Origin of the sequence: Dactylosporangium sucinum (genome assembly GCF_014647515.1) — a bacterium.
Lineage (GTDB): Bacteria > Actinomycetota > Actinomycetes > Mycobacteriales > Micromonosporaceae > Dactylosporangium > Dactylosporangium sucinum.
In genome coordinates, this window is the sequence record NZ_BMPI01000060.1 from 55263 (window position 1) to 74216 (window position 18954).

Annotated in this window: 20 protein-coding genes and 1 pseudogene; 11 read left to right on the forward strand and 10 right to left on the reverse strand. The window is 72.3% G+C overall.

What is annotated here, in order from left to right:
• The first annotated feature begins 20 nt into the window (after nucleotides 1-20).
• Nucleotides 21-2477 carry a glycoside hydrolase family 127 protein gene (locus IEZ31_RS42195; RefSeq protein WP_190255748.1) on the forward strand — a complete coding sequence of 819 codons (2457 nt, stop codon included), beginning with the start codon at nucleotides 21-23 and terminating at the stop codon, nucleotides 2475-2477.
• Here IEZ31_RS42195 and IEZ31_RS42200 read toward each other — a convergent pair.
• Nucleotides 2463-3368, reverse strand: coding sequence for a polyphosphate kinase 2 family protein (locus tag IEZ31_RS42200; protein WP_190255749.1), 906 nt, complete (start codon nucleotides 3366-3368; stop codon nucleotides 2463-2465). The genes IEZ31_RS42195 and IEZ31_RS42200 overlap by 15 nt on opposite strands.
• A 174-nt stretch (nucleotides 3369-3542) precedes the next feature.
• A complete protein-coding gene (locus tag IEZ31_RS42205) occupies nucleotides 3543-3992 on the reverse strand; it encodes a MarR family winged helix-turn-helix transcriptional regulator (protein ID WP_190255750.1) in 450 nt (149 codons plus the stop codon).
• 84 nt (nucleotides 3993-4076) lie between these two features.
• On the opposite strand from IEZ31_RS42205, the gene IEZ31_RS42210 reads away from it, so the two are divergent.
• From IEZ31_RS42210 to IEZ31_RS42230, 5 genes are all read left to right on the forward strand, one after another.
• Complete coding sequence (locus IEZ31_RS42210; protein ID WP_190255751.1) at nucleotides 4077-4217, forward strand: hypothetical protein; 141 nt, start codon at nucleotides 4077-4079, stop codon at nucleotides 4215-4217.
• Nucleotides 4218-4250: 33 nt separating this feature from the next.
• Complete coding sequence (locus IEZ31_RS42215) at nucleotides 4251-4814, forward strand: helix-turn-helix domain-containing protein (protein WP_229836575.1); 564 nt, start codon at nucleotides 4251-4253, stop codon at nucleotides 4812-4814.
• A 14-nt stretch (nucleotides 4815-4828) separates the two neighbouring features.
• Nucleotides 4829-5353 carry a GNAT family N-acetyltransferase gene (locus IEZ31_RS42220; protein WP_190255752.1) on the forward strand — a complete coding sequence of 175 codons (525 nt, stop codon included), beginning with the start codon at nucleotides 4829-4831 and terminating at the stop codon, nucleotides 5351-5353.
• 86 nt (nucleotides 5354-5439) lie between these two features.
• Nucleotides 5440-7356, forward strand: coding sequence for an elongation factor G (locus IEZ31_RS42225; protein WP_229836577.1), 1917 nt, complete (start codon nucleotides 5440-5442; stop codon nucleotides 7354-7356).
• A gap of 11 nt (nucleotides 7357-7367) precedes the next feature.
• Complete coding sequence (locus IEZ31_RS42230) at nucleotides 7368-8135, forward strand: class I SAM-dependent methyltransferase (protein ID WP_190255753.1); 768 nt, start codon at nucleotides 7368-7370, stop codon at nucleotides 8133-8135.
• Here IEZ31_RS42230 and IEZ31_RS42235 read toward each other — a convergent pair.
• Nucleotides 8115-8732: a DUF998 domain-containing protein gene (locus IEZ31_RS42235; protein WP_190255754.1), complete on the reverse strand. Its 618-nt coding sequence runs from the start codon at nucleotides 8730-8732 to the stop codon at nucleotides 8115-8117. The two genes, IEZ31_RS42230 and IEZ31_RS42235, sit on opposite strands and share 21 nt — an antisense overlap.
• A gap of 77 nt (nucleotides 8733-8809) precedes the next feature.
• Nucleotides 8810-9991 carry an FAD-dependent monooxygenase gene (locus IEZ31_RS42240; protein WP_190255755.1) on the reverse strand — a complete coding sequence of 394 codons (1182 nt, stop codon included), beginning with the start codon at nucleotides 9989-9991 and terminating at the stop codon, nucleotides 8810-8812.
• A 260-nt stretch (nucleotides 9992-10251) separates the two neighbouring features.
• On the opposite strand from IEZ31_RS42240, the pseudogene IEZ31_RS60375 reads away from it, so the two are divergent.
• Together IEZ31_RS60375 and IEZ31_RS60380 are read left to right on the forward strand one after the other, a co-directional pair.
• A pseudogene (locus IEZ31_RS60375) lies at nucleotides 10252-11313 on the forward strand (lytic polysaccharide monooxygenase auxiliary activity family 9 protein); the annotation flags it as partial.
• A 57-nt stretch (nucleotides 11314-11370) separates the two neighbouring features.
• Nucleotides 11371-12078 carry a hypothetical protein gene (locus IEZ31_RS60380; RefSeq protein ID WP_505661140.1) on the forward strand — a complete coding sequence of 236 codons (708 nt, stop codon included), beginning with the start codon at nucleotides 11371-11373 and terminating at the stop codon, nucleotides 12076-12078.
• 2 nt (nucleotides 12079-12080) lie between these two features.
• Here the strand turns inward: IEZ31_RS60380 and IEZ31_RS42250 are convergent, their stop codons facing one another.
• Together IEZ31_RS42250 and IEZ31_RS42255 are read right to left on the reverse strand one after the other, a co-directional pair.
• Nucleotides 12081-12491: a hypothetical protein gene (locus tag IEZ31_RS42250; RefSeq protein WP_190255756.1), complete on the reverse strand. Its 411-nt coding sequence runs from the start codon at nucleotides 12489-12491 to the stop codon at nucleotides 12081-12083.
• Nucleotides 12492-12509: 18 nt separating this feature from the next.
• Nucleotides 12510-12986, reverse strand: coding sequence for a hypothetical protein (locus tag IEZ31_RS42255; RefSeq protein WP_190255757.1), 477 nt, complete (start codon nucleotides 12984-12986; stop codon nucleotides 12510-12512).
• 127 nt (nucleotides 12987-13113) lie between these two features.
• Here IEZ31_RS42255 and IEZ31_RS42260 point away from each other — a divergent pair, with 127 nt between their 5' ends.
• Nucleotides 13114-13590 (forward strand): DUF2269 family protein, encoded by a 477-nt coding sequence (locus tag IEZ31_RS42260; RefSeq protein ID WP_190255758.1) that lies wholly within the window; start codon nucleotides 13114-13116, stop codon nucleotides 13588-13590.
• A gap of 36 nt (nucleotides 13591-13626) precedes the next feature.
• Here the strand turns inward: IEZ31_RS42260 and IEZ31_RS42265 are convergent, their stop codons facing one another.
• From IEZ31_RS42265 to IEZ31_RS42275, 3 genes are all read right to left on the reverse strand, one after another.
• Nucleotides 13627-15780, reverse strand: coding sequence for a PhoX family protein (locus IEZ31_RS42265; protein WP_190255759.1), 2154 nt, complete (start codon nucleotides 15778-15780; stop codon nucleotides 13627-13629).
• Between the two features lie 149 nt (nucleotides 15781-15929).
• Nucleotides 15930-16331, reverse strand: a complete 402-nt coding sequence (locus IEZ31_RS42270; protein WP_190255760.1) for a hypothetical protein — start codon at nucleotides 16329-16331, stop codon at nucleotides 15930-15932.
• A gap of 3 nt (nucleotides 16332-16334) precedes the next feature.
• Nucleotides 16335-16751, reverse strand: coding sequence for a hypothetical protein (locus IEZ31_RS42275; RefSeq protein ID WP_190255761.1), 417 nt, complete (start codon nucleotides 16749-16751; stop codon nucleotides 16335-16337).
• A gap of 101 nt (nucleotides 16752-16852) precedes the next feature.
• Between IEZ31_RS42275 and IEZ31_RS57275 the strand changes: the two genes are divergently transcribed.
• Nucleotides 16853-17020, forward strand: coding sequence for a hypothetical protein (locus tag IEZ31_RS57275; protein ID WP_229836580.1), 168 nt, complete (start codon nucleotides 16853-16855; stop codon nucleotides 17018-17020).
• 22 nt (nucleotides 17021-17042) lie between these two features.
• On the opposite strand, the gene IEZ31_RS42285 is transcribed toward IEZ31_RS57275, so the two are convergent.
• Complete coding sequence (locus IEZ31_RS42285; RefSeq protein ID WP_190255762.1) at nucleotides 17043-18014, reverse strand: zinc-binding alcohol dehydrogenase family protein; 972 nt, start codon at nucleotides 18012-18014, stop codon at nucleotides 17043-17045.
• Between the two features lie 123 nt (nucleotides 18015-18137).
• Here IEZ31_RS42285 and IEZ31_RS42290 point away from each other — a divergent pair, with 123 nt between their 5' ends.
• Nucleotides 18138-18794, forward strand: coding sequence for a hypothetical protein (locus IEZ31_RS42290; protein ID WP_190255763.1), 657 nt, complete (start codon nucleotides 18138-18140; stop codon nucleotides 18792-18794).
• Nucleotides 18795-18954: the final 160 nt, after the last annotated feature.

Genomic DNA, 18954 nt, shown 5'->3' on the forward strand with positions numbered 1-18954 from the left:
CCTTTGCCCAGGGAGGAACCATGCCAGTCTCGCGTCGAACGCTCCTCAGGAGCGCGGCCGGCAGCGCCGCCGCCGTCGGAGCCACGACACTCGTCGAGCTGGGCACCACGGCGGCCGCCACCGCCGCCCGGCCCGACACCGGCGTCTCGCTCTACGCCTTCCCGCTCTCCGCGGTCGCGCTGCTGACCAGCCCGTTCAGCGCCAACACCGCCCGCACCCAGTCCTACCTGCTGTTCCTCGACAACGACCGGATGCTGCACACGTTCCGGCTCAACGTCGGGCTGTCGTCGTCGGCCACCGCGTGCGGCGGCTGGGAGTCGCCGACCACCGAGCTGCGCGGGCACTCGATGGGGCACCTGCTCTCCGCCCTCGCCCAGGCCTACGCGAGCACCGGCAACACCGCGTTCAAGACCAAGGGCGACGCGCTCGTCACCGTCCTCGCCCAGTGCCAGGCCCGCGCCGCCACCGCGGGCTTCAACACCGGCTACCTCAGCGCGTTCCCGGAGAGTTTCATCGACCGGGTCGAGGCGCGGCAGTCGGTCTGGGCGCCGTACTACACCCTGCACAAGATCATGGCCGGGCTGCTCGACATGCACCTGCTGGCCGGCAACGCGCAGGCGCTCACCGTGCTCACCGGCATGGCGTCGTGGGTGAAGTTCCGCAACGACCGGCTGACCCAGACCCAGCGGCAGAACATGCTCGACACCGAGTTCGGCGGCATGAACGAGGTGCTCACCAACCTCTACCAGCTGACCGGCACCGCCGCGCACCTGGCCGCCGCGCAGCAGTTCGACCACGCCGAGATCTTCGACCCGCTGGCGTCCAACACCGACGCGCTGAACAACTACCACGCCAACACCCAGATCCCGAAGGTCGTCGGGGCGATCCGGGAGTACCACGCGACCGGCACCACGCGGTACCGGGACATCGCCGTGAACTTCTGGGACATCGTCGTCGGGCACCACACGTACGCGATCGGCGGCAACTCCAACGGCGAGTACTTCAAGGCACCCGACCGCATCGCGAGCGAGCTGTCCGACACCACCGCCGAGTGCTGCAACTCGTACAACATGCTCAAGCTCACCCGGCTGCTGTTCATGACCAACCCGGCGCGCGCCGACTACATGGACTACTACGAGAAGGCGCTGTACAACCACATCCTCGCCTCGCAGGACCCGAACTCGTCGCACGGCTTCCAGTGCTACTACGTGCCGCTGCGCGCGGGCGGCATCAAGACGTACAGCAACGACTACAACAGCTTCGTCTGCTGCCACGGCACCGGCATGGAGAGCAACACCAAGTACGGCGACACCATCTACCTCCACGACAACGCGAGCACCCTCTACGTCAACCTGTTCATCCCGTCGGTGCTCACCTGGTCGGCCCGCGGCATCACGGTCCGCCAGGAGACGTCGTTCCCCGAGGCCGGCTCCACCCGGCTCACCGTCACCGGCTCCGGCGCGTTCACCATGCGCATCCGGATCCCCGGGTGGGCGAACGGCGCGGCGATCACCGTCAACGGCACCGCCCAGGCCGCACCGGCGCCCGGCGCGTACGCCACGATCAACCGCACCTGGGCGTCGGGCGACGTCGTGCAGGTGACGCTGCCGATGGCGCTGACCCGCGAGGCGACCAACGACAACAGCACCGTGCAGGCGGTCAAGGTCGGCCCGATCGTGCTGGCCGGGCTCTACGGGACGGCCAACCTCTCGGCGCTGCCGTCGCTGAACCCGTCGTCGCTGACGGCGACGTCGACGCCGTTGCAGTACACCGCCGGCGGGGTCACGCTCGCACCGTTCTACAAGGTGCACGGCCAGCGGTACTCCGTCTACTGGTCGGTGACGACGACCCAGCCGCTGCCGCAGTTCGTCGCCCACTACCCGTTCGACAGCGCGTACACCGACGCCACCGGCAACGGCAGGACCGCCACCGGCGTCAACACGTCGTTCGTCGCCGGCCGCACCGGCGACGCGGTGAACCTCAACGGCACGAACGGCTACGTCGCGCTGCCCACCGGCATCCTCAACGGCGCGACGAACTTCTCGATCGCGCTGTGGGTGCGCATCGACACGCTCACCACCTGGTCGCGGGTCTTCGACTTCGGCTCGGGCAGCGGCGTGAACATGTTCCTCACCCCGCGCTCCAGCACGGGCACGGCCCGGTTCGCGATCACGTCGTCCGGCTCGGGCGGGGAGCAGCGCATCGAGGCGCCGGCGGCGCTGCCGGCCGGGGCGTGGACGCACGTCGCGGTGACCCGCAGCGGGAACCTCGGCATCCTGTACGTCAACGGGGCGGAGGTCGCCCGCAACACCGCCATGACCCTCAGCCCGTCGAACCTCGGCAACACCACGCAGAACTGGCTCGGCCGGTCGCAGTACGCGGACCCGTACCTCGACGGCGCGATCGACAGCGCCCGGCTCTACAGCCGGGCCCTGACCGCGGCGGAGGTGGCGTCGTTCGCCTCAAGCGGAACCTGACGCCTCCAGGCTCGCCCTGACCTTCTGCAGGGTGCGCCGGGTCGCCGCGTCGACGGTGGGGAAGTGCGCGCCGATGCCGAGCAGGGCATCGGCGATCACCGCCGACGCGGCGAGCCGGGCGAACCACTTGCGGTCGGCCGGGATCACGTGCCACGGCGCCCACGGGGTGCTCGTGCTCGAGAGCATGTCGCCGTACGCGGCCTGGTAGTCGTCCCAGCGCCGGCGCTCCTGCACGTCGCTCATCGAGAACTTCCAGTTCTTGTCCGGCCGGTCGATCCGCTGCAGCAGGCGCTGCCGCTGCTCCTCCTTCGACACGTTGAGGAACAGCTTCACGATCCGGAACCCGCTGCCGACCAGGTGGCGCTCCCAGGCGTTGATCGTGCGGTACCGCCGCCGCCACACGTTCCCGTGGCGCGCGGACGGCGGGATACGCTGGCGGTCGAGCAGCTCCGGGTGCACCCGGACGACGAGGACCTCCTCGTAGTGCGACCGGTTGAAGATGGCGATCTCACCCCGGCCGGGCAGCCGCTTCGTGTACCGCCACAGAAAGTCGTGGTCGAGCTCCTCGGCCGAGGGCTGCTTGAAGCTGTGCACGTGCACGCCCTGCGGGTTCACGCCGCTCATGACGTGCCGGATCGTGCTGTCCTTGCCGGCCGCGTCGAGCGCCTGGAGCACCACGAGCAGCCCGTGGGTGCGCTGCGCGGCGAGCTTCGCCTGCTGGTCGGCGAGCAGCTCGACACCGCGCCGGAGGATCTCGGCGCCGTCCTTCTTCCGGGCCAGCCGCGCCTTGTACCGCGGGTCGAAGTCCCGCGGCAGCCGCACGCGCGTGTCGGGCGGCACCCGCAGCGGCGCGATCACCTCCCGGATCCGCCGCACCATCTGGTCAGCCATCGGCCCGGCCTACCCGCCGCCCCCGCCTCCACCCGCCCCGGTCCACGACGTCACCCACCCGCTCCCCCTGGCGCTGCCGCGGCCCCGGTTCATGATCGTGGGAAGCATCTGGTCGCTGGGAGGGGCAGCCGGAAGCTTCCCTTGATCATGGAGCCGGCGGCGGGTGGGAGGGTGTCAGGAACGGGTTGCTGCGATCACCTCGGTCAGCACCGCGTGCAGGTGCTGGAGGTCCTCCAGCGGCATGCCCAGGCGATCCACCACCGCCGCCGGGATCTTCTCCGCCTCCGCCCGCAGCGCCCGGCCCGCCTCCGTCAGCGTCACCGCCAGCGCCCGCTCGTCCGAGCGGGACCGCTCGCGCGTCACGTAGCCCGCCGACTCCAGCCGCTTCAGCAGCGGCGACAGCGTGCCCGGATCCAGCTGCAGCAGGCGGCTCAGGTCGGTCACCGACAGCGGCGCGTGCTGCCACAGCGCCAGCATCACCAGGTACTGCGGATGCGTCAGCCCCATCGGCTCCAGCAGCGGCCGGTAGACGCCGATCACGCTGCGCGCCGCCACCGCCAGCGCGAAGCACACCTGGCGCTCCAGGGCGAGCGGGTCGGGAACCGGGTCTGCGGCGTTCGTCACGACCACCACTATGCCCTGTTCCGGAATGCGGCCCGCATGGCAAACTCTTGGCACACAAATAATTTGTACACCAAGGATGGCGTGATGGCGAAGCGTGACCGGATCGGTGACTTCCTGTTCAAGATCTTCGGGCCGGCGACCGTCGAGGGTGCGATGCAGGGCTGGAGCCCCGAGGCCAAAGCGCAGTGGAAGCGGCTGCAGGAGGCCAACCGCGAAAAGAAGTAGCTCGCATCCCAGATCTGGGATATCGTCCCGGATGTGGGAGCAACCGAGCTTGAACAGCGGCTCGCCGGGCGGCTCGCCGAGCTGCGCACCGAGCGCGGATGGTCGCTCGACGACCTCGCGCAGCGTGCGGACGTGAGCCGCTCGACCCTGTCCCGGCTCGAGCGCGGCGAGATCAGCCCGACCGCGTCCCTGCTCAACAAGCTCTGCGCGGCGTACGGCCGCACCCTTTCACGGCTGCTCGCCGAGGTCGAGCCCGAGCCGCCCCGGCTGGTGCCGGCCGACCGGCAGCCGGTCTGGGAGGACCACGCCTCCGGCTTCGTGCGGCGCTCCGTCTCGCCGCCGCACCCGGGGCTGCGCGGCGAGGTCGTCGAGGGCACGCTGCGGCCGGGCGCCGACATCGAGTACGACGTGCCGCCCGTCGCCGGCCTGGAGCACCACCTGTGGATGCTCGGCGGCGCACTCTCGCTCACGGTCGGCGCCGCCGAGCACCGGCTGACCACGGGCGACTGCCTGCGATACCGCCTCTGGGGACGATCGAGGTTCCACTGCCCGGGGCCGGACCCCGCGCGCTACGTCCTGCTCATCGTCCTGCCGTAACGGGAGGGGCCCACATGATCCGGAAACTCGGCGCCGACGCCTACACCGACACCGCCGACGACCTCGGCCGCGTGCTCGCCGACGCGGTCGCCGGCGGCGCCTCGCTCGGCTTCCGTGACCCGTTCGGCCCCGAGCAGGCGGCCGAGTGGTGGCGGGCCCGCGGCCCCGCGGTGGCCGACGGCAGCCTCACCGTCTGGGCGGCACACGACCACGGCGGCGCGATCGTCGGCACGGTCAGCCTCGCGTCCGAGCCGAAGGCCAACGGCCGCCACCGGGGCGAGGTCGTCAAGCTCATCGTGCACCGCGCCGCCCGCGGCCGGGGCCTGGGCCGGGCGCTGCTGGAGACCGCCGAGCGGGCCGCCGCCGGCCGCGGCATCAGCCTGCTGCTGCTCGACACCGCCAAGGACAGCCCGGCCGAGCGGCTGTACGAGACGGCCGGCTGGACCCGGTACGGCGTCGTGCCCGACTACGCCGCGAACCCGGCCGGCGTGCTGGAGGATTGCAGCTTCTTCTACAAACGCCTTGACGCCCGTGTTTGACTGCGAACAGACGCCAGGAAAGGAGACCGTCGTGCGAGCAACCTTCATGTCCACCCACCCAATCCTCGGACCAAGGGACATGACGCTTGCCTTCGCGCATCCTCAACCTCGGCATCCTGGCGCACGTCGACGCCGGTAAGACCAGCCTCACCGAGCGGCTCCTGCACGCCGCCGGCGTCATCGACGAGCTCGGCAGCGTCGACGACGGCAGCACGCAGACCGACTCGCTCGACCTCGAACGGCGCCGGGGCATCACCATCCGCTCGGCCGTCGTGTCGTTCGCGATCGACGACGTCACCGTCAACCTCATCGACACGCCCGGCCACCCCGACTTCATCGCGGAGGTGGAGCGGGTCCTCGGCGTGCTCGACGGCGCCGTGCTCGTCGTCTCCGCCGTCGAGGGCGTGCAGGCGCAGACCCGCATCCTGATGCGCACCCTGCGCCGGCTGCGCATCCCGACCATCATCTTCATCAACAAGACCGACCGGCGCGGCGCCGACCCCGAGCGGGTGCTCGGCGAGCTCGCGGTCAAGCTCGCCCCGGCCTGGAAGGACGTCGTCGAGGCCCTGGCCGACCACGACGACGAGCTGCTCGAGGCGTTCGTCGCCGGCCGCGCGGTGCCCGCCGCCGAGGTGCGGGCGAAGCTCGCCCAGCAGACCCGGGCGTTGCAGCTGCATCCGGTGTACAAGGGAAGCGCCATCACCGGCGAGGGCATCGACGCGCTCACCGCCGCGATCCGCGACTGCCTGCCCACCGGGGACGGCGACCCGTCCGGGCCGGTGTCCGGCACCGTGTTCAAGGTGGAGCGGGGGCCGGCGGGGGAGAAGGTGGCGTACGTGCGGATGTTCTCCGGCGCCGTCCACGTCCGCGACCACCTCCTCCAAGAGAAGGTCACCGCCATCGGCGTCTTCGACGCGGGCCGGGTAGTGCGCCGCGACGCCGTCACCGCCGGGCGGATCGCCAAGCTGTGGGGCCTGGCGTCGGTGCGGATCGGCGACCCGGTCGGCGAGCCGCCCTTGGGCGCCGGCCGCCAGTTCGCGCCGCCGACCCTGGAGAGCGTCGTGGTGCCGGCCGACCCGGCCGAGCGCGGCGCCCTGCACGCGGCCCTCGCCCGGCTCGCCGAGCAGGACCCGCTCATCGACCTGCGGGCCGAGGACCTGCGCGTCTCGCTCTACGGCGAGGTGCAGAAGGAGGTCGTCGAGGCCACCTTGCGCGACGAGTACGGCCTCGCGGTCACCTTCCGGGAGAGCACCACGATCTGCGTCGAGCGCCCGGCCGGCACCGGCGCCGCGGTCGAGCACATCGGCGTCGCCCCGAACCCGTTCCTCGCCACGGTCGGGCTGCGGGTCGACCCGGCGCCGTCCGGCTCCGGCGTCGCGTTCCGGCTCGGGGTCGAGCGCGGCTCGATGCCGCCGGCGTTCTTCGCCGCGGTCGAGGAGACCGTCCACGAGACGCTCCGGGCGGGGCTGCACGGCTGGCGCACCACCGACTGCGTGGTCACCATGACCCACGCCGGCTACTGGGCCCGGCAGAGCCACGCCCACGGCACGTTCGACAAGAGCATGTCGAGCACGGCCGGCGACTTCCGGAACCTGACCCCGCTCGTCCTCATGGACGCGCTGCGCGAGGCCGGCACCGCCGTGCTCGAGCCCGTCCACCGGTTCCGGTTGGAGTTCCCCCCGGACGTTTCAGGTGTGGTACTGCGGGCGCTCGGCCGCCACCGCGCCGTGCCCCTGCTGAGCCTGCCCGGACGGCTGGAGGGTGACGTGCCGGCCGCCGACGTCCACGGGCTGCAGCAGGCGCTGCCCGGCCTGACCCGCGGTGAGGGCGTCCTGGAGTACGACTTCGACCGCTACGAGCTTGTGCGCGGCCCGGTGCCCGAGCGCCCGCGCACCGGCCCCAACCCGGCGGACCGCCCGGCCCGCACCGCCGGCGGCCTCGTCCGTCCGGCCGGCCGGGACATCCGGGTCGCACCCCGGACAGCTCCCCGGACGCACCCGTAAGGTTCGATGGCATGACGTACGACACCTGGGAGGCCGGCGACGCCTACGACGCGTACGTCGGCCGCTGGAGCCGCCGCGTGGCGGCCGTCTTCCTGACCCGCCTGGCCCGCCCGGCGGGCGGCCGCTGGCTCGACCTCGGCTGCGGCACCGGCGCCCTGTCCGCGGCGGTGCCGCAGCCGTCGTTGCTGGCCGGCGTCGACCGCTCCCTCGGCTTCGTCCGGGCCGCCCGCGCGGCGGTCCCGCACGCCGTGTTCACGGTCGCGGACGCGCGAGCCCTGCCGTATCCGACCGCCACCTTCGACACGGTGATCAGCGGCCTGGCCCTCAACTTCGTCCCCGGCCCGGCCGCCGGCCCGGTCGGGGAATGCGCCCGGGTCACGGCACCCGGCGGCGTGGTCGCGGCCTACGTCTGGGACTACGCCGGGGGCATGGACATGATGCGGCGCTTCTGGCAGGCGGCGATCGCCGTCGACCCGGCCGCCGCCGCACTCGACGAGGGCCCGCGCTTCCCGCTCTGCGACCCGGACGCCCTGCGCGCGGCCTGGTCGGCGGCGGGGCTGCGCGACGTCGCGGTGGCCCCGATCGAGATCGAGACCACCTTCGCGGACTTCGCCGACTACTGGACCCCGTTCCTGGGCGGCCAGGGGGCGGCCCCCGGCTACCTGATGTCCCTGCCCGAGGCGCACCGCGCGGCGATCCGCGACCGGGTGCGGGCCGCCCTCCCGGACGGCCCGTTCACCCTGCCGGCCCGCGCCTGGTCAGTCGCCGGCACCGCGTGAGGCCACCCGGAGCAGCGCGGCGGCGATCCACAGCCAGGCGACGGCGTCGCCCAGGAAGAGGGTGAGGAAACCGGCCGCGCCGCCGGTCATGGCCCAGGCGAGCCCGGCCGCGAACAGCGCGCCGGCCGTCCGGCCGGTCCAGCGCCACGTGCCGGCGAGGCGGCGGGACAGGACGAAGCACAGGGCGATCATCGAGAGGAACGACAGGCTGCCGCCCACGTTGTGCAGGACGAAGTGCCAGCTGAGCGACGACGGCGGGCCGGCCGGGGTGCCGATCGGGAAGCCGTCGGACGGGTCCATCCGGAAGACCGCCGCGATCAGCAGCCCGATGCCGATCAGGGCGAGCAGGCGCGGGGTCCAGCCGCCCACCAGGCGGCGGGCGGCGGGGACGGCGGCCACGGTGAGCAGGCCGGTCACGGCGAAGACCGTGGTCTGGATCCAGCCCAGGTCGCCCAGGGCGAGCATGCTCACGGGGTGGCGGGTGAGGTCGTAGCCGTCGCGGGTCGCGGCCTGCGCCAGCGCGGCGGCGACGAACACGGGGGCGGCGACGGCGGCGGCCGCCACGGTGCGGGTGGTCGGGGTGGTCGGGGTGGTCATGATGTGTCTCCCGTTCGACGTGTCAGGAAGCGGTGCCTCACTGACGCGTCGAACGGGAGACCGGGTTTTCGACAGGCTCACGCCACCGGCGTGAGATCCGACTCCGGGTCGTGGCCGTGGATCCAGGCCACGTTGTCGGGCAACGCGAGGAGGCGGCCGTTGCGCTCGTCGGCCGCCGGGCCGTCCGGCAGCTGGAAGCAGGCGGCGTTGCCGCGCGAGCCCATCTGGATCTGCCGGGTCCGCGGCTTGCGGATCTGCTCGTACCGGTGCAGCGCCTCGGCGACCGGGAGGCCGGGCGTGTCGAGCAGGGCCGCCAGCACGGCGACGTCCTCGATCGCCTGGTTGCTGCCCTGGCCGGCGTGCGGCAGCATCGGGTGGGCCGCGTCGCCGAGCAGCGTCACCCGGCCGGTGCTCCAGCGGCGCAGCGGCTCGCGGTCGTAGAGGGCCCAGCGGCCGGTCTCCTGCACGTTGCTGAGCATCGTGGTGACCGTGTCGTTCCAGCCCGCGAACGCGGCGACCGCCTCGGCCGAGTCGGCCTTCGACGACCAGGACTCCAGGGTCCACTCCGGGTCGGGGACGTAGGCGACGAAGTTGATGAGCTCGCCGCCGCGGACCGGATACACCACGAGGTGCCGGTTCGGGCCGAGGAAGAACGTCAGGCCCATCTCGTCGCCGCCGGGGACCTTCTCGACCGGCACCAGGCCGCGGTAGCAGCTCATCGCCGAGAACACGGCCTCGTCGGGGCCGGTGACGTGCTCGCGGACGGCGGAGCGCAGGCCGTCGGCGCCGATCACCACGTCGGCGGTGACGGTCGTGCCGTTGGCGAACTCGACCTCGGCGGCGTCCTCGGACTCGCGGACCGCGGTGGCCCGGTGGCCGAGGATCGGGGACCCGTCGTAGGCGTCGAGCAGCACCTGGTGCATGTCGGCCCGGTGGATACCGAGGAACGGGCCGCCGAAGCGCTCGTCGTACCAGTCGCCCATCGGGTGCTCGTAGAAGATGTCGCCGGTCTTCCAGTGATGGAACTGGATGCGCTGCAGGTTGGACGCGGCGTCGCGGACCGCCCGGCCGAGGCCCATGCGGTCGAGCACCTTCATGCCGTTCGCGCCGAGGGCGATGCCGGCGCCGATCGCGGTCAGTTCGCTCGCCTGGTCGTACACGACGACCTCGTGACCCTTGGCGCGCAGGGCGATGGCGGTGGCGAGCCCGCCGATGCCGGCGCCGACGACAGCGATCCGCAGGGGAGCGGATGAACCCATGGCCAAACCTCGATGATTCTCGCGGGAGGGGGGACAAAAGGCGCACTGAGCGTCGGAAGCCTATCGACCCCTCAGGCCCGTGGATAGCGGCAGGTGATGAATCTTTCATCCCAAAACCCTGGACATCGCGCTCCGTGACGCCCTCGCCGTTGTCAATGCGCTGGTCAGCGGCCTTCAATCCGGATGTAGTGACCGAGATCGATGACCGAGGAGATGCAGTGGACCGACGACGAAGAGTGGCGCTCTGGCTCGCCGCGGCGATGGCCGGCGCGGCCGCCGTCGTGCTGACCGCGAGCCCGGCGTCCGCGCACGGCGCGATGATGCAGCCGGGGAGCCGGACGTACCTGTGCTGGAAGGACGGCCTCGACGCGACCGGCGCGATCCACCCGAAGAACCCCGCCTGCGCCGCCGCCGTCGCCCAGAGCGGGCCGAACTCGCTGTACAACTGGTTCGCCCAGCTGCGCTCGGACGGCGCCGGGCGGATCTCCGGCTTCCTGCCGGACGGCAAGCTGTGCAGCGCCAACGCCACCGTCTACGACTTCTCGGGCTTCGACCTGGCCCGCAACGACTGGCCGGTGACGCACCTGACCACGGGCGCCAGCATGGAGTTCGACTACAGCAACTGGGCGGCCCACCCGGGCACGTTCTCGCTGTTCATCACGAAGGACGGCTTCGACCCGCTCAAGCCGCTCTCCTGGGGCGACCTGGAGCCGACGCCGTTCCTGCAGGTGACGAACCCGCCGATGGTCGGCGCGCCGGGCACCACCGACGGGCACTACTACTGGACCGGGCGCCTGCCGTCGAACAAGTCGGGCCGGCACATCATCTACTCGATGTGGGCCCGCTCGGACAGCACCGAGACGTTCTACAACTGCTCCGACGTGGTCTTCGACGGCGGCCACGGCGAGGTCACCGGCATCGGCGGCAGCACCGGTCCGTCCAGCCCGCCGCCGTCGAGCAACGGCCCGTCGAGCCCGGCGCCGTCGAGCTCCGGGCCGGGCAACCCCGGCAACCCCGGCAGCGGCGGCACCTGCACCGCCACCTACCAGGTCGCCAGCTCGTGGCAGGGCGGCTTCCAGGGTTCGGTGACCGTCACCAACCCGGGCACGTCGCCGATCAGCGGCTGGACCGTCGGCTGGGACTACACCGGCGGGCAGGTCGTCACCCAGGGGTGGAACGCGACCGTGAGCCAGTCCGGCACCCGCGTGAGCGCCACCAACGTGGCCTGGAACGGCACGGTGCCGGCCAAGGGCAGCACGATGTTCGGCTTCCTCGCCAACGGTCCCAGCACGCCGCTGCCCCAGCCGACGTGTACCGCGGCCGGCGGCACCCAGCCCACGCAGAGCCCGCCCGGCACCTCGCCGAGCCCGTCGGTGAGCATGTCGGGGCCGCCCCCGGCGACGAACTGCGGCGCGGCGGCGTTCTGCGACGGCTTCGAGAGCCAGACGGGCAGCACGGTGTCCGGTGCCTGGGGGCTGTCGTTCGCCAACTGCCAGGGCAGCGGCACGGCGACGGTCGACACCGCCGTGCGGCACGGCGGCACGAAGTCGGTCCGGATCGACGGCAAGGCGGGCTACTGCAACCACGTCATGCTGAAGCCGACGAAGGATCTCAGCGGCCTGGGTTCGGTGTGGTACGGCCGGTTCTACGTGCGGCACAACACCGCGCTGCCCAGCGCGCACGTCGCCTTCGCCGCCCTCAAGGACAACGGCGACGGCGGCAAGGACCTGCGCCTCGGCGGCCAGAACGGCGCCCTGCAGTGGAACCGCGAGTCCGACGACGCCACCCTGCCGGCGCAGAGCCCGGCCGGCGTGGCGCAGAGCCGGCCGCTGCCGACCGGGACGTGGACCTGCGTCGAGTTCATGGTCGACGGCCGGGGCACCCTGTCGACGTGGCTGGACGGCACCGCGGTGCCCGGCCTGACCGTCGACGGCACCCCGACCGCCGACATCGACCAGCAGTGGCTGTCCCGCACCTGGCGGCCGCAGCCGGCCGACCTGCGGCTCGGCTGGGAGGCGTACGGCACGGGCGACGACACGCTGTGGTTCGACGACGTGGCGGTCGGGGCGTCGCGGATCGGCTGCTGACGCTACTTCGCGTCGGACTTGCGGGATGCAGGGCTGGACGGAGTGGGCGGAGTAGACGGAGTGGACTTGGTGGCGTCGGGGCGTCGACCGTGCGTCGGCGCACCGCCGCCCTCGCCCTCCATGACCTGCAGCAGCCGGGGCGTGAGGGCCTCGGCGAGCGCCGGCGCGAGCGCGTCGGCGATGGCGCCGGCGAGCATCTCGGCGAGCAGCACCCGCTCGACGAGGGAGCCGCCGGCGCCGCGGGCGCCCTGGGTCAGGATGAGGTCGATCAGCGACGAGGCCGGTGAAGGCCGTCCCCGGGCGGCGGCGCCCGGCGCGCGCCCCGCGTCGCTGAGGATGTCGTGGATGAGATCGTCGATCAGCGAGTCCACCTGCGGTGTCTGCTCGTGATCGCCGGACGGCTCGGCCGGCATGGCGGGCTCCCTCGTGACCTAGCGGCGGGCGAGCATCGCGGCGAGCAGCAGCGGGTGCTCGATGCCGCCCCCGCCCTCCTCCGAGCGGCGGCGCATCATCATCGCCAGCAGCAGCGGGTGCTCGATGCCGCTCTCGCCCTCCTCCGAGCGGCGGCGCATCATCATCGCCAGCAGCAGCGGGTGCTCGATGATGCTCTCCCCGCGCTCCCGGCGGCGCATCATCATCGCCAGCAGGAGCGGGTGCTCGATGATGCTCTCGCCCTCCTCGCGGCGGCGCTTGGCGAGCGCGGCGATCATCAGCGGGTGTTCGAAGATGCTCTCGCCCTCGGCCCGCCGCTTGGCGAGCGCGGCCACGAGCAGCGGGTGTTCGAAGATCCGTTCGGACGACTCCTCGCGGCGCGACATCAACGCGGCGAGCAGCAACGGGTGGAGCACGTCCTCGCCCTCGCGCTCCATCGTGCGGCCCTGGGTGCGCTCGGCCGTGGCACTCGTCATGAGTTCCCCCTGAGTACGTTCGCGTTCCGGTAGTTGGGACGCGTACACCATGGCCGGTGATGGGGGCATCGGGCGCCATTCGTCCGGGGTGACCCGCCGGATCCGGGCGCGAACGTACGGTGAGCGCATGGAGCGGTTCGTCGTCCTGATCCACGTGCTCGCGGCGGTCCTGCTCATCGGGCCGCTCGTGCTCGCCGGGTTCTGGGGGCGCCGGGCCATCCGCCGGGGTGACGCCGACGAGGCGCGCCAGGCGTTCGTCGCGGGGCGCTGGGCGACGGCCGGGTCGGTCGTCGTCGCCCTGTTCGGGGCGTTCGCGGTGGCGGCGACGCCGCGGTACACCTTCGGCACCCCGTGGGTGATCATCTCGTCGACGCTGTACGTGGTGCTGCTCGGCGTGTCCGCCGCCTACACGGTGCCGGCGCTGCGCAAGGCGGCGCGGCTGCTGCAGCGGCGCTCGGCGGTCGCGGCCCTCGACGAGCCCGACGACGCCGAGCGGGAGCGGTTGAGCGCGCTCGCCGACCGGCTCGGCGGGGCCGCCGTGCTGTCGCTGGTGATCGTGTGCGTGATCGTGGTGTTCATGGTGTACCGGCCGTTCGGATCCTGAGGACCCGAACGGCCGGCTTTCAGCGGTACAACCGGATCAGACGCCGATGTTGCGGCCGTCGACCCGCCAGGCCACGGCGATGCCCGGCTTGGCGAAGTCGCCGTCGGGCCAGTTCGACGCCGGCTTCTCGACCGAGGCGCCGGAGATCTCGCCCGGGTGCTGCACGGCGACGAACGCGCTCTTGTTGTCGGTGTGGATCCACGGGCCGCAGGTCTCGGCGCCGTAGGGCACCGTCAGGAACTGCTTGAGGTGGCCCTTCTCCGGACCCTCCAGCGGCACCGCGAAGAGGCCGTCGTTGGTGCCGAGCGCGTTGCCGTCGGTCGCGATCCACAGGTTGCCGGCGCCGTCGAACGCGACGTTGTCCGGGCACGAGATCGGCGACACCAGGCTCTTGTCGTAGCCCATGAAGTACGTGGCCGGGTCCTTCGGGTCGCCGCAGACGATCGGGATCGTCCACGTGAACGTGGTGCCCGTGTGGTCGCCGCCGTCCTCGGTGATCTCGAAGATGTGGCCGTGCTTGTTGTTGGTGCGCGGGTTCGCCTCGTCGGCGGGGGCCTTGCCGGCCGGGCCGCGCGCCGTGTTGTTGGTCAGCGCGACGTAGATCTTGCCGGTGTTCGGGTTCGGCTCGACGTCCTCGGGACGGTCCATCTTGGTGGCGCCGACCGCGTCACCGGCGAAGCGGGTGAAGACCAGCACCTCCTCGGTGGTCATGCCGGGGACCTGCGACTTGCCGTCCTTGACCAGCGGCACCCAGGTGCCGGTGCCGTTGAACGCGCCGTCCGACGGCAGCTTGCCCGAGCCGTCGATCTCCGCGGCCGAGGTGAAGCCGAGCTTCGCCACGTAGAGCGTGCCCGACTCCAGCAGGGTCAGGTTGTGCCGGCGGGCGGAGTCCGACTTGCCGCTGTCGAACTTCTTGTCCGAGACGAACTTGTAGAGGTAGTCGAACCGCTCGTCGTCGCCCATGTAGGCCACGGCCTTGCCGCTCTTGGCGATGATGACGTTCGCGCCCTCGTGCTTCACCCGGCCCAGCGCGGTGTGCTTGCGCGGGGTCGAGCCCGGGGTGAACGGGTCGACCTCGACGATCCAGCCGAAGCGGTTGGCCTCGGTGGGGTTCTTCGTCAGGTCGAAGCGCTCGTCGGCCCGGTCCCACTTGCGGCTGCCCGACGGGTAGCGGTTCACCGTGTCGATGCCGTAGCGGTTGAACCGGTCCTTGTCGGCGCCCGTCGACGTCTCGGCGCCCACGAAGTACTGGTTGAAGTTCTCCTCGCCGGACAGGATCGTGCCCCACGGGGTCACGCCGCCGGCGCAGTTGTTCAGCGTGCCGACGACCACGCGGCCGGTCGGGTCGGCCTTGGTCTTCAGCAGCGCGCTGCCGGCCGCCGGGCCGGTGACCGCGAACTTCGTGGCCAGCGCGGTGATGCGGCGGTTGTAGCGGCGCGAGCCGCGGGTCACCGGCTCCCACCGGCCCGACCTGCCGACCCGCTCCAGCTCCACGACGGACATGCCGTGCGCGGCCATCGCGACCTTCAGTTGCTCCACCGAGAGCCCGTCCATGCCCGGGAAGGCGGGGAACATGAGGTCCTCGTTGGTGTACTCGTGGTTGCACACGAGCAGCGCCCGCTCGCCGTGACGGTCCAGCGGCAGCACGGCGACGAAGTCGTTGTTGTAGCCGAACTGCTTCGACTGCGCGTCGGCCGTCTGCTTCGCCACGTTGAACCGCGGCGCGCCCGGGACGACCTCGTCGCCCCACTTGATGACGACGGCGTGGTCGTAGCCGTTGGGCACCACGATGCCGTCGACCTGGTTGGGCGTGACGGCCTTGAAGGTCAGCTGCGACGACTCGGGGGCCTTCGACGCGAACGTGTCGACCTCGGGCACGAGCACGTCCGGCTCGGACGCCCCGCCACCCGGGGCGGCCATCGCCGGCACGGCGCCGGCGGCGACGCCCGCCCCGGCCAGGCCGACGACGAACGCGCCGCGCATGATGCCGCGGCGGGTGACCTCACCGGAAGCGCTGCTGGAGGCGCTGGTCATCAGGTCGCCGAAGTACTCGTTGGCGGACTGGTTGGGCACCGGGTGGTCACAGGCGTTGCCGCAGCGGTACAGGCAGGTCATACGGTCACGGCCGCCGTGCGAAGGCACCTTCGCGGTACCGATGAACGGCAGGGGGCGGCGGTATGGCTCTGTCATGGGTCTCCTCGGCGCGGGATTGGAAGTCGTGTTCAAGTTCCGCGCACGCTATGAGTTGCTCATGAACGCCGGTTGACCTGTGGTTGAACGGCAGCGCCGGCCGACGGAGTTGTCGACCGGCGTTCACCGAGGTGGATGTATAAATGGGCTCAGACCGGAACGCCCCACCGGACCAGAATGTGGTCTGGCTGCCGCGGGTCGACGAGCACCGACACCCGTTGACCGACGCCGGCCTGGGCCGAGGCGTGCAGCGGGAGCAGCACCTCGCGGGTCACCGGGTACGGCGGGCGGCCGGCGACCTCCACCAGCAGGCTGATGCGCACGAGCGGCTCAAGGTTGACCCGGGTGCCGGTGTCGGCCAGGCCGATGATCGTCGCCGCGCCCGGCACGCCGGTGCGGACCAGCTCCAGGTCGGCGGTCTGGGCCTGCAGCTGCTGCTCGACGTGCTGCATCTGGGCCATGCCGGCGCGCAGCTGCGCGCCCGGGTCCCAGGTCCGGTCGATCTCCTTCGCCTGCCGCTGCAGCTTGCGCAGGTCGCCGAACAGGCCCACGGCTCAGACCTGACCGAAGACGTTGCCGTAGTGGACGGCGAGCTGCGTGTCGCCGCGCATGCGCTGCGGCCAGCCGGCGGCGGCCTCCTGCCACGCCTCGGCCGGGACGCCGAAGCTCTGCGCCTTGAGCAGCAGGCCGTCGACGTTCAGGCCCTCCTGCGAGGCGGCCTTCGAGATGCGGGCGTACATGACGAGGTCGACGCCGGCGATCGGGGCCAGGCGCGGGTCGTCGGCGGCGATGCCCGTGTTGACCGGGGCGCCGAACGCGTTGGCGGCGGTGTAGCCGGTGGCGCCGTAGGCGGCGTGCTGCTGCGCGGCGTAGGCCTGCGCGGCGGCGGCCGTCTGCTGCGCCTGCGCCACCATGCCCGGCGCCTGCGCGGCAACGTTGCGGAGGTCCTTCATCTGCTTGAAGAGGCCCATCTGGTACCAGTTCTCCCTCTGGTCGCTGTCGTGACTGAGGAGAACGTACGGGCCAGGTTCACGCTCCGTGGTCAGCAAAGTGATCGAGGTGCTGTCACCAAGTGCTCAGATGCGCGCACTATCGCTGCGGCGCGGTGAGCCGCTCGGCGCTCGACGCCGGGATCCGCGACCCCTACGCCCACCTGCGCACGCACGTCGTGAGCCGCACCCTGGAGGGCGCCGCCGAGCCGCTCGGCAACGGGGTGGTCGTGCTGCACTACCGGCGCTGATCAGGCCGGCCGGGGTGTGCCGTCAGCGGACCACCACCATCTTGCCGCGGGCCTCGCCCGACTCCATGACCGCGTGGGCCTCGCGGATCTCGTCGAAGCGGAACACGCGGGAGGGCTTCGCGGGCAGGCGGCCGGCCGCCACCTTCTCCGCGATTTCCTGCAGCGGCACGTCGGAGAGCGGGAAGCCCGGCTTGCCGAAGACGAAGCTGCCGAAGAAGGTGAGGTACACGCCGCTGGCCATCTGCAGCAGCGGGTTGAAGTCGCGGATCGGGGCCAGGCCGCCGAGCCAGCCGGCCAGGCAGGCCCGGCCACCGCGGCGCAGCAGGTCCAGCGAGTCGAGGATGGTGCTGTTGCCGACCAGGTCGAGCACCGCGTCGACCTCGCCGGTGCCGGCCATCCCGTGCGAGAGGTCCGGGCGCTCCACCTCCATGTGCTCCGCGCCGAGGGCCGCCAGCATCGCGAAGCGGTCGGCGTGCCGGGTGGTCGCGGTGACCCGCACGCCGGCGTCGACCGCGAGGTTGATCGCCGCCTGCCCGAACGACGACGTGCCGCCCCGCACGACCAGCGTCTGGCCGGCGGTCACCTCCAGGTTGCGGAACAGGCAGGTCCAGGCGGTCGCGTACGTCTCCGGGATGGCGGCCAGCTCGGCCCACGACAGGTCCGACTCGATGAGCGCCACGTTGGTCGCGGGCACCCGCGTGTACTCGGCGTAGCTGCCGTTGATCGTGCGCCCGAGCCCGCCCATGAGCGCCGCGACCTTGGCCCCGACCGGGAACTCCCCGCCGGGGCAGGCGGCGACGATCCCGACGCACTCGATCCCGCTGACCGGCGCGGCCTCGGCCCACTCGCCGCGCCGCATGTGCATCTCGGCGTGGTTGAGCCCGAACGCCTTCACCTCGATGACGACCTGCCCGGACACCGGCTCGGGCTCGGGCAGGTCCCGGTAGACGAGGTGCTCCGGCCCGCCGAACCCCTCGATCACGATGGCACGCATCGGCGTCGGCTTCCCCGGCCGGCGCGGGCCGAACGCCGGCCATCGGGTGTTCGGGGCGTTTCATCCGCCCGAAATGAGGAATGCCGCCGGGCGGGCTGCCGGGTTGAGCATGGTGTGGCGGCGGTGGAGCGGACGGTGGTCGGGGGGCTCGCGGCGGTCGCCGTGGCCGCGCTGATGTGGGCGGCGAGCCTCGCCCCGCCCGGCGGCGCCGCCGGCACCGCCGGGCAGGCCGTCGCGCTCGCCGAGGGGCTCAGCCCGGCCGAGCGGCTGCTCACCGTCGCGGAGCGGGCCGGGCCGGCGCCGGGGGACGTGACGGCGGGGGAGTACAGCCGGATCCACCTGCGGCGGGTGACCCGCAGCGGCGGGCGGGCGGTGGTGTGGGACAGCGTGCGGTGGCGCGCGGCCGACGGGTCGGGGCGGCTCGCCGAGCGGCGGCTGACCGGGCGGGGCGGCCCCGGGCCGGCCACGGTGACCGACTACCCGCCGGGCGCCCTGGAGGTCGCCGGGCCGACCGCGGTCACGAGCGTGCTGGACCTGATCGGGCTGCGGTACCTCGACCGCGCCGAACGGGCCGCCGTCCTGCGCGTGGTCGCCGGGCTGCCGGGGCTCGCGTACCGCGGCCCGGCCAGGGCCGGCACGCTCGGCTTCACCGTCGACGTGGCCGGCACCCCGCTGACCCTGGCCGTGCGCACGACGACCGGCGAGATCGTCGAGTGGGACTACGGCGACGCCCAGCGCGTGGTCGTCGTCGACCGCGCCCGGGTCAGCGCCCTGACCTGAGCGAAGGCCCGCGACAAGGCGGAGCCGCCGGCGCCCTCACCCCAGGGCGCCGGCGGCTCGCCGTTCATCAGGAGGCGAACGCCTCGAACTCGTAGATACGGGCGGCGGTGTCGCTGTTGTTGGTCGGCGCGATGATGTTGATCCGCAGGTACCGCGCCTG